General features: G+C 70.7%; 12 protein-coding genes. 8 read left to right on the plus strand and 4 right to left on the minus strand.

The window, feature by feature from the left end:
• Positions 1-137: 137 nt before the first annotated feature.
• Positions 138-698 carry a hypothetical protein gene (locus GEV28_RS16295; protein ID WP_291412920.1) on the plus strand — a complete coding sequence of 187 codons (561 nt, stop codon included), beginning with the start codon at positions 138-140 and terminating at the stop codon, positions 696-698.
• 19 nt (positions 699-717) lie between these two features.
• On the opposite strand, the gene GEV28_RS16300 is transcribed toward GEV28_RS16295, so the two are convergent.
• The gene (locus tag GEV28_RS16300) at positions 718-1,896 is read right to left on the minus strand and encodes a glycosyltransferase (protein ID WP_291412921.1); all 1,179 of its coding nucleotides are present in this window, start codon (positions 1,894-1,896) and stop codon (positions 718-720) included.
• Between the two features lie 144 nt (positions 1,897-2,040).
• Here GEV28_RS16300 and GEV28_RS16305 point away from each other — a divergent pair, with 144 nt between their 5' ends.
• Both GEV28_RS16305 and GEV28_RS16310 read left to right on the plus strand, forming a co-directional pair.
• Positions 2,041-2,493, plus strand: coding sequence for an FdtA/QdtA family cupin domain-containing protein (locus GEV28_RS16305; RefSeq protein ID WP_291412922.1), 453 nt, complete (start codon positions 2,041-2,043; stop codon positions 2,491-2,493).
• Between the two features lie 34 nt (positions 2,494-2,527).
• The gene (locus GEV28_RS16310) at positions 2,528-3,643 is read left to right on the plus strand and encodes a DegT/DnrJ/EryC1/StrS aminotransferase family protein (protein ID WP_291412923.1); all 1,116 of its coding nucleotides are present in this window, start codon (positions 2,528-2,530) and stop codon (positions 3,641-3,643) included.
• A gap of 20 nt (positions 3,644-3,663) precedes the next feature.
• Here the strand turns inward: GEV28_RS16310 and GEV28_RS16315 are convergent, their stop codons facing one another.
• From GEV28_RS16315 to GEV28_RS16325, 3 genes are read right to left on the minus strand one after another with little or no spacing between them, the layout of a single operon-like run.
• Complete coding sequence (locus GEV28_RS16315; RefSeq protein WP_291412924.1) at positions 3,664-4,218, minus strand: NUDIX hydrolase; 555 nt, start codon at positions 4,216-4,218, stop codon at positions 3,664-3,666.
• Positions 4,218-5,645: a DHA2 family efflux MFS transporter permease subunit gene (locus GEV28_RS16320; RefSeq protein ID WP_291412925.1), complete on the minus strand. Its 1,428-nt coding sequence runs from the start codon at positions 5,643-5,645 to the stop codon at positions 4,218-4,220. Before GEV28_RS16320 ends, GEV28_RS16315 begins: the two co-directional genes overlap by 1 nt.
• Positions 5,642-7,240 carry an MDR family MFS transporter gene (locus GEV28_RS16325; RefSeq protein WP_291412926.1) on the minus strand — a complete coding sequence of 533 codons (1,599 nt, stop codon included), beginning with the start codon at positions 7,238-7,240 and terminating at the stop codon, positions 5,642-5,644. The genes GEV28_RS16320 and GEV28_RS16325 overlap by 4 nt, the downstream gene beginning before the upstream one ends.
• 227 nt (positions 7,241-7,467) lie before the next feature.
• On the opposite strand from GEV28_RS16325, the gene GEV28_RS16330 reads away from it, so the two are divergent.
• The 5 genes from GEV28_RS16330 to GEV28_RS16350 all read left to right on the plus strand — a co-directional run bounded on the left by GEV28_RS16330 (position 7,468) and on the right by GEV28_RS16350 (position 12,865).
• Positions 7,468-8,724, plus strand: a complete 1,257-nt coding sequence (locus GEV28_RS16330) for an MFS transporter (RefSeq protein ID WP_291412927.1) — start codon at positions 7,468-7,470, stop codon at positions 8,722-8,724.
• Positions 8,725-8,878: 154 nt separating this feature from the next.
• Positions 8,879-10,051 (plus strand): acyltransferase, encoded by a 1,173-nt coding sequence (locus tag GEV28_RS16335; protein ID WP_291412928.1) that lies wholly within the window; start codon positions 8,879-8,881, stop codon positions 10,049-10,051.
• A gap of 76 nt (positions 10,052-10,127) precedes the next feature.
• Positions 10,128-11,345 carry a cytochrome P450 gene (locus GEV28_RS16340; RefSeq protein WP_291412929.1) on the plus strand — a complete coding sequence of 406 codons (1,218 nt, stop codon included), beginning with the start codon at positions 10,128-10,130 and terminating at the stop codon, positions 11,343-11,345.
• A 95-nt stretch (positions 11,346-11,440) separates the two neighbouring features.
• Positions 11,441-11,926 (plus strand): cupin domain-containing protein, encoded by a 486-nt coding sequence (locus tag GEV28_RS16345; protein WP_291412930.1) that lies wholly within the window; start codon positions 11,441-11,443, stop codon positions 11,924-11,926.
• Between the two features lie 6 nt (positions 11,927-11,932).
• Positions 11,933-12,865: an amidohydrolase family protein gene (locus GEV28_RS16350; RefSeq protein ID WP_291412931.1), complete on the plus strand. Its 933-nt coding sequence runs from the start codon at positions 11,933-11,935 to the stop codon at positions 12,863-12,865.
• Positions 12,866-12,912 lie beyond the last annotated feature (47 nt).

The raw sequence follows: 12,912 nt of genomic DNA on the forward strand, positions 1-12,912 counted from the left end.
GCGAGGTGACGGCATGACCGAGCTCGCGAGCGAACCATCGACGCTGGGGCGTCAGCGAACCTGCGAGGTGACGGCATGACCGAGCTCGCGAGCGAACCATCGACGCTGGGGCGTCAGCGAACCTGCGAGGTGACGGCATGAGCGACACGGCGGTGCGCGCGCCGGCCCAGGCCCGACGATTCCCGCGGATGCCGCCACCGGTGCGCAAGCTGGTGCTGGTGCTGCACGTGCTGTCGTCGGTCACCTGGCTGGGCCTCACGATCGGCAACATGACCCTGGCGGTCACCGCGACGACGACGGACAACCCGGCCGTGCAGGTCGGCCTGTTCCACGCGCTGGACGTGTTCGGCGAGGTGCTGATGATCCCGGTGGCGTGGACGGCGTTCCTCACGGGGTTGCTGGTGTCGCTGGGCACCCGGTGGGGCCTGGTGCGGCACAAGTGGGTGCTCACCAAGTTCCTGATCACGTCGGTCACGGTGCTGCTGACGACGTTCCTGCTGACGCCGGGCTTCACGGAGCTGGGCGACATCGCCGACCGCACGCCGCCGGGCCGGCTGGTAGTCCAGGAGATCGGCGACACGATGGGCCTCATCGCGCCCGGCATCGTGTCCGGCACGTGCTACCTCACCTGCCTGGTGCTGTCGATCTACAAGCCCTGGGGGCGCACGAGGTGGGGCGCGCCCGCCGGCAACCGCTGACCCCAGGGTCGGGTGGTGCTCAGGCCAGGCCCGGCAGCTGCCGGGCCACCTCCGCGGGCGAGGGCATCGCCGCGATGTCGTCGGCTATCCGGCGGGCCGCGGCGCGCCGGTCGGTGTCGGCCAGGAGGCGCTTCGCCGCGGTGGCGACGGCTTCCGCGCTGACCTCCTCGAGCAGCATCTTCTCGCCGGCGCCGGCGTCGCAGACCATGTCGGCGTTCAGCAGCTGGTCGGGACCCGGCAGGTTCTGGATGAACAGCTGCGGCACCCCGGTGGCCATCGTCGCGAACGTGGTGCCGTTGCCGCCGTGCTGCACGACGAGGTCCACGTGCGGCAGCAGCTCGGCCTGCGGCACCCAGCGCTCCACGACCACGTTGTCGGGCACCACGCGGAACTCGTCGACGAGCTTCGGCGTGGCCACCAGGATCTGCGCGTCCAAGGTGGACAGACCGTCGACGACCTGGCGCATCGTGTTGATCACCCGGCCGTCGGACTCGGTGCCCAGCGTCATGTACACCAGCGGCCGGTCGTCGGTACGCGCGCGCACCCACGCGGGCAGCTCACCCGGCGGCGCGAACGGCACCGGCCGCAGCTCGATCCGCTTCGTCGGCCCGGCAAGGAAACCCGGGTCCTGCAGCGACCGCGGGGTGATGTCCAGGTACGGGTGCCCGAGGTACGTGGAGTGCACCGGCGGCAGGTCGACGCCGAGCTCCGCGCCGTACTCGCGCAGCACCACCTCGGACATCGCGATCAGCTGGTCGTCCGCCGGCCGGGCGCGCCCGGTCCCGTGGCACAGCACGGGCACCCCGGCGACCCGCGCGGCCAGCCCGGCACCCGGGTTGTACGCGCCGTGGATCACGAGGTCCACCGCCCCGCCGGCGAGCACCGGCGCCAGGTCGTCGACGAAGTTCTGCGGCATCAGCCGGCAGAACCCCATCGAGATGGCCTCCATCGCCTCCTTGTTCGGGCGCGTGTCCTCGCTGGGCACGGGCACCCCGGCCGCGTGCGCGGCCTGCGCGACGACCTCCTCGGTCGACCGCCCGGCGGCGAGGACCTCGAGACCCAGGCCGGTCAGCATCGGGTGCCGGACCTCGCCCGTCGCGAACACCACCTGGTGGACCTCGTCGCGCGCGGCCAGTGCGAGCGGCAGCAACTGGAAGAAATGCCCGTAGGCGGAGAGACTGGAGAAGAGTACGCGCATGAACCCATGCTATGACCGGAATTGTCCTGAGCCCGCCGGGAAATGTTCCCGAGCCGCCGGGAAAATCCCACCGGTCAAAATGAGCCGGCCGCTGTCATTGTTGACAACCGTACGGCGAATTCCGGACCAGTGGGGTGGTTGTCAGTGACGAACGTGATTCCGGGGGGCGTCGGTCGCGTCAGCCCGTGCCGGCTGGTCGACCTGCCGGAGCACAGCGACCCGCGGGGAAAGCTCACCGTGGTCCAGCCAGGGAAGGGCATCGACTTCGAGATCCGCCGGGCCTACTACATCCACCACATTCCGCAGGGCGCCGAGCGCGGCGCGCACGGCCACCGGCGGCTGCGCCAGGTCATCGTCGCCGTCCACGGCAGCTTCGACGTGGTCGTCGACGACGGCTTCACCCAGGACAAGGTCACCCTGGACAACCCCAGCCGCGGCCTCTACGTCGGCCCCATGGTCTGGCGAGACATGATCGACTTCGCGCCTGGCACGGTCGGCCTGTGGCTCGTCTCCGAGCCCTACGACGAGACCGAGTACTACCGCGACTACGAGACGTTCCTCCGCGACGCGAAGGCGATGACCGGGGACCTGCGATGACCGCCGACGCACTCTTCTCCGCGGAGGCGGCATCATGACCGTTCCGTTCCTCGACCTGGCCGCCCCGTACGCGGAGCTCAAGGCCGAGCTCGACGCCGCCACCCAGCGCGTCCTCGCCTCCGGCCGCTACCTGCTCGGCCCGGAGAACGAGGCGTTCGAGGCCGAGTTCGCCGCGTACTGCGGCGGCCGGAGGTGTGTGTCGGTCGGCTCCGGCCTCGACGCGATCGTGCTCGTGCTGCGGGCGCTGGACATCGGCGCGGACGACGAGGTGATCGTCCCCTCGCACACGTTCATCGCGACCTGGCTCGCGGTCGCGGCCACCGGCGCCACCCCGGTGCCGGTCGAGCCCGACCCGCTGACCTTCAACCTCGACCCGGCCGCCCTCGACGCCGCCGTCACCCCGCGCACGCGGGCGATCGTGCCGGTGCATCTCTACGGCCGGCCCGCCGACCTCGACGCCATCGGCGCGGTCGCCGCCAGGCACGGGCTCGCGGTCGTCGAGGACGCCGCGCAGGCGCACGGCGCCCGCTACAAGGGCGAGCGCATCGGCGGCCGGTACGCGGCGGCGTTCTCCTTCTACCCCGGCAAGAACCTGGGCGCGCTGGGCGACGGCGGCGCGGTCGTCACCGACGACGCGGCGCTCGCCGCGAAGGTCCGGCTACTGCGCAACTACGGGTCGACGGTCAAGTACCACCACGAGGTCAAGGGCACGAACTCCCGCCTGGACGAGCTGCAGGCCGCGATGCTGCGGGTGAAGCTCACGCACCTCGACGAGTGGAACGCGCGCCGGTCCGCGGTCGCCGGGCGGTACCGGACCGAGCTGGCCGGGCTCGACGGCCTCGTGCTGCCGACCACCAGCGAGTGGGCCGAGCACGTGTGGCACCTGTTCGTCGTCCGGACCGCGGACCGGGCCGGTCTCCAGGACCGGCTCACCGCCGCGGGCGTGCACACCTTGGTGCACTACCCGATCGCGCCGCACCGGTCCGCGGCGTTCGCCGAGCTCGGTACGGCGCCCGGTGCGCTGCCGCTGGCCGAGCGGCTCGCGGCCGAGGTGTTGAGCCTGCCGATCGGCCCGCACCTCACCGACGACCAGGTCGGTCAGGTCATCGCGGCCGTCCACACCGGCCTGGCCGGCCGCGCGGCCGCCTGAGGCAGAGGTCCGCGAACGGCTCAGGCGGCCCGAGATCCCGAGGCGCCGGTGTCCCGGCCGTGCAGGATCTGCAGCAGCGCCACCACCGACACGCCGCCGACGATCTCCCGCCGGCCCAGCATGGCCGGCACGTCGGCGAGGGAGATCCAGGCGATCCGGTCGGACTCGAAGCCGTCGCTCGGCGGGCCGATGAGCCGCGCCTCCTCGCCGACGTAGATGAACTGCTCGGCGTCGGAGATACCGGCGATCGGCTGGATGTAGGCCAGCTCGCGGAGCCCCCTCGGTCGCCAGCCGGTCTCCTCCTCCACCTCGCGGGCGGCGGCGTGGGCCGGCGTCTCCCCCGGGTCGACCCAGCCGCCGGGCAGCTCCCAGTTCCACGTGTCCGTGGTGAACCGGTGCCGCCACACCATGAGCACGCGCCCCGCGCCGTCGAGCACGGCGGCGCCCACCGACCTCGGCACGCGCACGAGGTGGTGCTCGTAGCGGGCCCCGTTCGGCAGCTCCACATCGGACAGGCACAGGTCCAGCCACGGGCTGCCGTAGATGCGCCGCTCGCCGTGCACGGTCCAGCGCATCAGCTGCCGACCTCGGCCAGCTCCGGCTCGGCCGTGCCCGCGCGGGGCGTCGTCGAGCGCCAGGCCAGCAAGGCGGGGACCAGGCACAGCAGGACCAGGGTCAGCGGCAGCCAGAACACCGTCTCGAACGCGGCGGCCGAAGCGGCCCCGTTCGCGGCGAGCTGCGCCTCGAGCACGACGATGAACACCGCGACCGCACCGGACGCGCCGAGCTCCTGGAGGATCGAGAACGTCGCGGTGATGTGCGGGATCCGCCGCGGCTCCAGCGCCCGGTAGGCGGTGGTGAGCGCGGGCATGATCGTGCAGCCCGCGCCGACCCCGATGACCCACAGCGACAGCCCGAGCCGCAGGTAGCTCCCGTCCGCGCCGGCCATCGTGAACGACACGAAACCCAAGGCCAGCAACGGTATCCCGCACAGCACGAGCAGGCTCGGCCGGCCCTTGTCGACGATCCGGCCGGCGATCGGCATCGTCATCGCGACGCCGAGCCCCTGCGGCACCAGCAGGAGCCCCGCGATCAACGGCGACTCGCCCCTGGCGAGCTGGTAGTACAGCGGGAAGATCATCATCGCACCGGACAGCGTGGCGTTCATCAGGAACTGGATGGCGCCGGCCGAGGAGACCGTGATGTTGCCCAGCAGCCGCAGGTCCAGCAGCGGCTTCTCGACCGTGAGCGCGTGCCGCACGAACGCCGCCAGCAGGGCGGCCCCGGCCAGGACGGGCACGAGGAACGCCGCCGAGGTCAGCGCACCCGGTGAGGTGACGTTCACCAGCCCGTAGACCAGCAGCGTCACGCCGGGGCAGAGCAGCAGGAACCCGCGCAGGTCGAGGCGGCCGCGGCTGGTCTCGGTATCCCGGTCGAACACGACCCAGGACAGCGCGAACGCGACGGCACCGATCGGCAGGTTGATCAGGAAGATCCACCGCCAGGACACCAGGTCGAGCAGGATCCCGCCGACCACCGGCGCGATGACCGGCCCCAGCACGAGCGGCACGCCGACCACGCTCATCGCCCGGCCCATCCTGTTCGGCCCGGCGGCCCGCGCGACGATGGCCGTGCCGACCGGCCCGAGCAGGCCCGCGCCGATGCCCTGGAGCAGCCGGAACACGATCAGGCTCCCGATCGACCAGGACAGCGCGCACAGCAGCGAGCCGACCGTGAAGATCGCCAGCGCAACGAGCCATAGCCTGCGGCCGCCGAACGCCTCGGTGGCCCAGCCGGTCAGCGGCACGACCATGGCCGTGGTGAGGATGTAGCCGGTGATCACCCACTGGACGGTGGACAGTCCGGTGTGGAACGAGTCGGACAGCGTGTGCAGCGCGACGCCGATGATCGTCATGTCGACGATCGGGGTCACCGCGCCGATCGCCACGACCAGCGCGACCGCGAGCAGCTTGCGGTCGAGCGCCTCCCGTTCCTTGGTCACGACCGGGCGCCCTCGTGGTCGTCCCGCAGGACGGTGTTCGGCAGGAACCAGGTCAGCACGAAGGCCAGCACCATCAGGCCGGCGGCGGCGAGGAAGACGCCCTGCAGCGCGCTCGCGAACGCGTCGACCACGGCCGGGTAGACCTCGGGCGCGGTGCCGGCCAGCGCCTTGATCGACGCCGGGTCCTCGTAGAGCACGGCCGAGCCGCCGGGCACCTGGTCGGCGACCGCGCTGTGCGTCCAGGCGGCGCCGAGCCGGGCGGCGAGCACGGCACCGAAGACGGCCGCGCCGATCGCCGAGCCGACGACCCGGACGAAGTTGGCCTGCGCGGTGATCGTGCCCAGCTCGCGGCGGCTCACCAGGTTCTGCACGGCGATGATCAGCTTGGAGATCACCATGCCGATGCCGGTCCCGAGGATCACCTGGTAGGCCCACAGCTGCCAGGCCGGCGTGGCGGCGTCCAGCAGCGACAGCAGGAACAGGCCCACGGTCATCGCGGCCACGCCGGCGACCACCACGACCTTGGCCCGGCCGAGCATGGCCGCGATCAGCCAGCCGCTCGCGCCGGAGCCGAGCATCACCGCGATCATCAGCGGCAGCAGGTTCAGCCCGGCCGCGGTCGGGTCGTCACCGCGGACGACCTGCAGGTAGATCGGGATGAAGAAGTACGCGCCGATGGTGGCGACGCCGATGACGAACGTGATCGCCATGGCCAGGCCGATCTCCGGCAGCCGGAACAGCGACAGCGGCAGGATCGGCTCCGCGGCCCGGCGCTCCCACGCCACGAACACCACGGCGAGCACGACCGCGGCCGCGATCAGGGCGAGGATCGGCGCGGACAGCCACGGGTACTCGGTGCCGCCCCAGATGCTGATGAGCACCAGCACCGACGTGGCCGCCACCAGCAGGACCGCGCCGAGGTAGTCGACCGAGGCCGTCCGCCGCGCGTGCGGCAGCTTGAGCATCGTGGCCAGCACGATCAGCCCGGCGACACCGATCGGCACGTTCAGCCAGAAGCACCAGCGCCAGGACACGTACTCGGTCAGCGCGCCGCCGACCAGCGGCCCGACCAGCGAGGCGAGCGCGTACACGGCGCCGACCAGTCCCTGGACGCGGCCGAGCCGGCGGGGCGGCACGACCGTCGCCGAGATCGTGAACGCCATGACGACGAGCCCGCCCGCGCCGATGCCCTGGACCGCGCGGAACGCGACGAGCTGGGTCATGTCCTGGGCCAGCCCGACCAGCAGCGAGCCGGCCGTGAAGATCCCGATCGCGACCATGTAGATCCGCTTGGGTCCGTAGAGGTCGCCGAGCTTGCCGTAGAGCGCCATCGAGGCCGTCGTGGCCAGCAGGTAGGACGTGACGACCAGGGAGAAGCTGTCCATCCGGCCGAACTCGCCCACCATCGTGGGCAGCGCGGTGCCGACGATGTTCTGGTCGAGCGCGGAGAGCAGCTGCCCCGTCAGCAGTACCAGCAGCACGGTCCGCAGCTGCCACGGCGCGAGGCCCGCCCGCGGTCCGGTCGCGGCCGGACTCCCAGCCGGACTCCCAGCCGGACTTCCAGCCGGGTTCCCTGTGGGGTTCACTGCGACCATCGGGGCTCCTTCGGCTGGCGAGGACGCTCGTCCGGTCAAGGGTTTCGCGCCGAATGTCCCAATGGCATCAATCCGCGGTCCACCACGGACCGGGAAACGTCCCGAATCTGCTGTGACATTCCGCGCGAATGGGGGATCATCCTTCGAGTGGGTCTCGAGCGCGGTTCCACCGGGCCGCTAGAACGTCGTCAGCGGCGAGTTCACCCTGACGAGATTGCTGGTGGCCGATGAACGACAAGCGCGCGTTGTACAAGGTCTTCATTCCGCTCTACATGAGCCAATTCCTGGCCATCGGCTTCCTGTTCACCGCACTGGTGGCCATCTCCCGGGACCGCGGCGGGTCGCTCGAGGACATCAGCGTCATCTTCGTGCTCGGCATGGTCTGGGCACTGAAGTTCCTGTGGGCCCCGCTCGTCGACCGGTTCGGCTCCCGCAGGCTGGGCCACTACCGGTCGTGGCTGCTCATCACCCAACCCGCCGCCGCGCTGGCGATCGTCGCGATCGCGCCGTTCGATGTGATCGAGAACATCTGGGTCATCCTCGGGCTGCTCGCGATCGTCGCCATCCTGTCCTCGACCCAGGACATCGCCACCGACGCGCTCGCCGTGCGGGAGATGACCGGCCGCAGCCGCGGCCCGATCAACGGGCTGCAGGTCGGAGCCGGTTTCGTCGGCGACATCATCGGCGGCGGGCTCGTCCTCGTGCTGTACGACGCCTTCGGCTGGGTCCCCGCGATCCTGTCCCTCGCCGCGCTGACCGCCATGCCGGTCTACTTCATCGTCCGCCACCGCGAGCGCCACGCCGACGAGCCGGCCCCGGTCGAGCGGGCGCGCCGCCCGTCGGTGCTCGCCCTGTTCCGCCAGCAGGGCGCCGCGCGCTGGGCGTTCGTGCTCACGCCGCTGCTCACCCTCGCCATGCCCGGCGCGTACGGCCTGCTGGTCCCGATCATGATCGACGGCGGCGTCTCGGTCGGCGCGGTCGGCCTGCTGTCCAACGGGGTCGGCGGTGTGGTCAGCATGGTCACCGCCGTCGCGGCGGGCATGCTCGTCGAGCGGATGGGCCGCAAGCGCGCGCTGCTCCTGTACAGCGTCGGCCAGCTCGTGGCGATCGGCGCCGTGCTGCCCGTCGTGACGGTCGGCGGCATGACCTGGGCGCTCATCGCGATCGTGCTGGTCAACGTGTTCAACGCGGCGGTGTGGACCGTCATGTACACGATCAACATGGACTACGCCCGGGACACCAACGCGGGCTCGGACTTCACCGTCCAGGTCTCCATCTCGATGGCCTTCCGGTTCGCGATCGCCGGTGTTATCGCCAACATCGCCGCCGCGATGGGCTATGAGATCGCGCTCTACGTGTGCCTGGGCCTCGGCGTCGTGGGTGTCGTCGGCGTGGCCGTCTGGTACGTCGAGAAGCACACCAGCGAGTCGCGGGACCAGGTCGTGCCCGCGCGGGCGGAGCCGCTGAGCCTGTCCGTCTCGTAACCCGGGTCCCGCTCGACCCGCATTCCCGAACCGAGACTCCCGGCCGAGATTCCCACCACTCGGAGACTCGTTCCCCACGACGCCGGGACGGCTCGGGCTCAGTCTTACCCATATGTGAGTCTCCCGGATTCCCGGGATTTCGAAAGGTGCCTACATGTCTGCGTCCACGGACTCGGGAGTCCAGCAGCCGAAGGTCAAATGGCTGCATGGCTTAACCGGTTTCCGGTTTCCCATCGCCTTAGGAATCTTCTTCATCCACTCGAGCCACGCGGTGAACCCGGTCAACTACGAGAAGCCGGTGAGCTTCTTCGCCGACCGCGGTCTCGCCGAGGGCATGTCGAACTTCCTCATCCCGATCGGCCTGCCGTTCCTGTCGCTGTTCTTCATGCTGAGCGGTTTCGTGCTCACCTGGTCGGCCCGGCCCACCGACACCGCCCGGTCGTTCTGGCGGCGCCGGTTCTTCCGGGTGTTCCCCAACCACGTGGTGACGTTCGTGGTCGCGCTGTTCCTCATCGCCGGCGCCACCTCGAACTGGCTGCCGAACCTGCTGCTGGTGAACACCTGGGACGTGCACGAGCCTGAGGGCGGCACCAACTACATCGTCTGGTCGCTGTGCGCGGAGCTGCTGTTCTACGCGTCGTTCCCGCTGGTGCTCAACCTCGTCCGGCGGATCAAGGCCTCGCACCTGTGGGGCTGGGCGGCCGGGATGGCCGGCGGCATCGTCGGCGTCAACCTGGTTACCGTGTTCCTCATCGGCGGCTTCGTGTACCCGGGCAACCTGCTGCAGCTGTCGACCGAGCAGATGTGGTTCGCGTCGCTGTTCCCGCCCGCACGCATCTTCGAGTTCGTGCTCGGCGTGCTGCTCGCCCGCATCGTGATGGCCGGCAAGTTCCCCCGGCTGAACTTCGTCACCGTGTTCCTGACCTGGATCGCGTCCTGTGTCGCCGCGCAGTACGTGCCGGCGCCGTGGACCTACGCCGCCGTCGCGCTGATCCCGAACGTGATGATGCTCGGTGCCGTCGCCACGGCGGACATCCGCGGCTCCAAGAACATCCTGACGAACAAGTTCATGGTGTGGGGCGGCAACATCTCCTACGCGTTCTTCATGACCCAGACGATCCTCGTGTACTGGCTGCGCAGCGAGTTCAGCACGACCTACAGCCCGGCGGTCGCCGTCCTCATGTGGGTCGGGCTGCTCGGGGTGTGCCTGCTGACCGCGCACCTGCTCTTCACCTACGTCGAGAACCCGATCATGCGCCGGTTCGGCCGGCCGCGGAAGAAGATCCAGTCCGACCCGACCCGGTCGGTCACACCGGTGCCGGCCTGACCCGCCCGACCGCACCGAACGACGCGCCCTCGGACGCGTCGTTCGGTGCGGGCTCATTCCACGAACGAGGTGCGCGATGACCGACGGGCCGAAGCTGCTCGACCTGCTGTTCGACCAGGAGGCCTACGGCCGGCTCCGGGACCGGGGCATCACCAGGGTCCGGCACTTCAACGGAACCCCGACCTGGGTCGTCGCCCGCTACTCCGACGTCCTGGCGGTCGTGAACCACCCCGGGGTGAGCAACAGCCCCGAGTACCAGAACCGGCTGGACACCGTTGCCGCGCCGGGCATCCCGGCCGAGTACGTGCGCTACCTCGGCAAGTCCGTGTCCATGATGGACGCTCCGCGGCACACGGCGGTGCGGCGCCAGGTGTCGAAGGTGTTCACCGCCCGCCGGGTGCAGGCGCTGCGGCCGCGGGTCCAGCAGATCACCGACGAGCTGCTCGACGGCCTCGCCCGGGAGAACGAGGTGGACCTGCTGGAGCGGTTCGCCTACCCGCTGCCGTTCGATGTGATCAGCGAGCTCCTCGGGGTGCCGCGGGACTTCCGCGCGCCGTGGCGCGAGGCGCTCGAGGGGATGATGTGGGGCACCCGGGAGCAGGTCGCGCCCGGCGCGCGGACCATGCTGGACTACGCGTCGCGGCTGGTGGCCCTGCGCCGCGCGGAGCCGGGCGACGACCTGGTCTCCGCCCTCGCGAACTCCACCGACGACGACCGGCTGGACGACGACGCGCTGATCTCCATGGTCATCACGATCCTCAACGCGGGTCACGAGACGAGCGCGCAGCTCATCGCGAACGGCGTGTACGCCTTGCTGACCCACCCCGACCAGCTGGCTGGGCTGCGCGCCAACCCGGCACTGCTGCCGGCCGCGGTCGAGGAGATGCTGCGTTTCACCGGGCCGGCCGAGCTCTCCGCGCTGCGCTTCACCAAGGAGGACATCGAGGTCGGTGGCGTGGCGATCCCCGCGGGCGAGGTCATCCAGGTCATCTGGGCGGCCGCCAACCGCGACGGCGGCCAGTTCGCCGGGCCGGCCGGGTTCGACATCACCCGCAAGAACAACGCGCACCTCGGCTTCGGCCACGGCATCCACTACTGCCTCGGCGCGCCGCTCGCGCGCATCGAGGCACAGGTCGCGTTCGGCACGATCCTGCGCCGCTTCCCGGACATCGCGTTCTCCGTGCCCGCCGCCGAGGTCACCTGGCGGCGCGGCTTTCCCCGCGGCATCAACAGGTTGGACGCGCTGCCGGTGCGCCTCGGCACCGAGGCCGACGTGTCGCGTACGGCCGCCTGACACCGCGGTCGAGGCCCGACCGTCATTTCGGTGGGCCTCGAGTTCCCTTGAGTACAAACGAGATCAAGGACATGTCATCCCCTGAAGGAGCCCCCATGTCGGACACCAAACCGTTCCTGTGCGGACCCTCGCAGGGCAAGGCCATCTGGCACTTCGGCTCGCTGGTCGTCTTCCGGGCCACCGGCGAGGACACCGGCGGGCAGTACTGGCTGGCCGAGATGTCGTGCAACCGCGGCTACGGCTCACCTGTGCACGTGCACAGCAACGAGGACGAGCTCTTCCACATCCTCGAGGGTGAGATGAGCATCGAGGTCGGCGGCCAGCTGTTCGACGCCACGGCCGGCGACTCGGTGTTCCTGCCGCGCAACATCCCGCACTCCTACAAGGTCGAGTCGGACACCGCGCGCACGCTGGTGCTGGGCACCCCCGCCGGCTACGAGAACTGGTTCGTCGAGACCGGCACCCCGGCCGAGCGGCTGGAGATCCCCGCGTTCGACCCGTCCACCTTCCCCGACTTCGGCGCGGTGATGGCCACCACGCAGAAGTACGGCGGCCAGGTCCTCGGCCCGCCGCGGGACTGAGCCGGCATGACCATCGATGTGCACGGGCACGTCACGCCTCCCGAGCTGCTGAAGCGCTTCCCCATGCCACCGAGCCTCGGCGACATCGACGGCATGGTGGAGCGCAAGGCCGCGCTGGGCATCACCACCACGGTGGTCGGCAGCCCGGTCGGCGCGGGCACGATGCTGCCGGCGCCGGGCATCGACAACTACGCCCAGTCGGCCGACTCGCTGGCGAGCTTCCACGAGTGGGTGGCCGAGACCGTGCGGGAGAAGGCCGGTGCGCTCACGGGCTACGTCTACGTCAACCCGTTCGCGACCGACGATGTGGCGCGGGCGGCGGAGCTGCTGCGGTACGACGAGTTCACCGGGCTCATCGTGAACACGAGCGTGCGTGGCGAGTTCCTCGACGACGAGCGCGGCGACGAGTTCTTCGCGATGGCGCAGGAGACCGGTGCACCGGTGCTGCTGCACCCGCCGGCCGTGCCGGTCGCCGCCTCCAGCATGAAGAAGGTCGGCGCGATCGAGCACGTCGTGCGCCCGTGCGACATCACGATGGGCGTGGCGGCGATCCTGCTCGCCGGCCGGCTGCGGACCTACCCCGGCCTGAAGCTGATCGCGCCGAACGCGGGCGGGGCGCTCGCGCTGCTGGCCGAGAAGCTCGACATGGCCCAGCGGCGCGACCAGATCGAGGGGCCGCCGCTGTCCGCGCAGCTGCGCCAGATCTACGTGGACACCGCCACGCCGTCGCTGCCGGCGCTGCGGGCCGCGGTCGAGGTGTTCGGGCCGGACCGGATGCTGTTCGGCACCGACTCGCCACCGCTCGCCACGCCGCTGGACGCCGCGCTGGCCTCGGTCGACGCGCTCGGTCTGTCCGATGAGGACCGGGCAAAGGTGTTGGGCGGCAACGCGGTCTCGCTGTTCGGGCTCGGACCGGCCGAGTTGAGGAGGGCGTCGTGAGCAAGCTTGCGCGCGAACCATGGTCACAGGACGACCGCGAGCGGCAG

Source organism: Actinophytocola sp., assembly GCF_009379765.1.
GTDB lineage: Bacteria > Actinomycetota > Actinomycetes > Mycobacteriales > Pseudonocardiaceae > Actinophytocola.

What these genes read in the sequence shown, in the direction of transcription:
- GEV28_RS16295 (WP_291412920.1), top strand. Translation starts at nt 138, where the DNA reads ATGAGCGACACGGCGGTGCGCGCGCCGGCCCAGGCCCGACGATTCCCG.
- GEV28_RS16300 (WP_291412921.1), bottom strand. Translation starts at nt 1,896, where the DNA reads ATGCGCGTACTCTTCTCCAGTCTCTCCGCCTACGGGCATTTCTTCCAG.
- GEV28_RS16310 (WP_291412923.1), top strand. Translation starts at nt 2,528, where the DNA reads ATGACCGTTCCGTTCCTCGACCTGGCCGCCCCGTACGCGGAGCTCAAG.
- GEV28_RS16315 (WP_291412924.1), bottom strand. Translation starts at nt 4,218, where the DNA reads ATGCGCTGGACCGTGCACGGCGAGCGGCGCATCTACGGCAGCCCGTGG.
- GEV28_RS16325 (WP_291412926.1), bottom strand. Translation starts at nt 7,240, where the DNA reads ATGGTCGCAGTGAACCCCACAGGGAACCCGGCTGGAAGTCCGGCTGGG.
- GEV28_RS16330 (WP_291412927.1), top strand. Translation starts at nt 7,468, where the DNA reads ATGAACGACAAGCGCGCGTTGTACAAGGTCTTCATTCCGCTCTACATG.
- GEV28_RS16335 (WP_291412928.1), top strand. Translation starts at nt 8,879, where the DNA reads ATGTCTGCGTCCACGGACTCGGGAGTCCAGCAGCCGAAGGTCAAATGG.
- GEV28_RS16340 (WP_291412929.1), top strand. Translation starts at nt 10,128, where the DNA reads ATGACCGACGGGCCGAAGCTGCTCGACCTGCTGTTCGACCAGGAGGCC.
- GEV28_RS16345 (WP_291412930.1), top strand. Translation starts at nt 11,441, where the DNA reads ATGTCGGACACCAAACCGTTCCTGTGCGGACCCTCGCAGGGCAAGGCC.
- GEV28_RS16350 (WP_291412931.1), top strand. Translation starts at nt 11,933, where the DNA reads ATGACCATCGATGTGCACGGGCACGTCACGCCTCCCGAGCTGCTGAAG.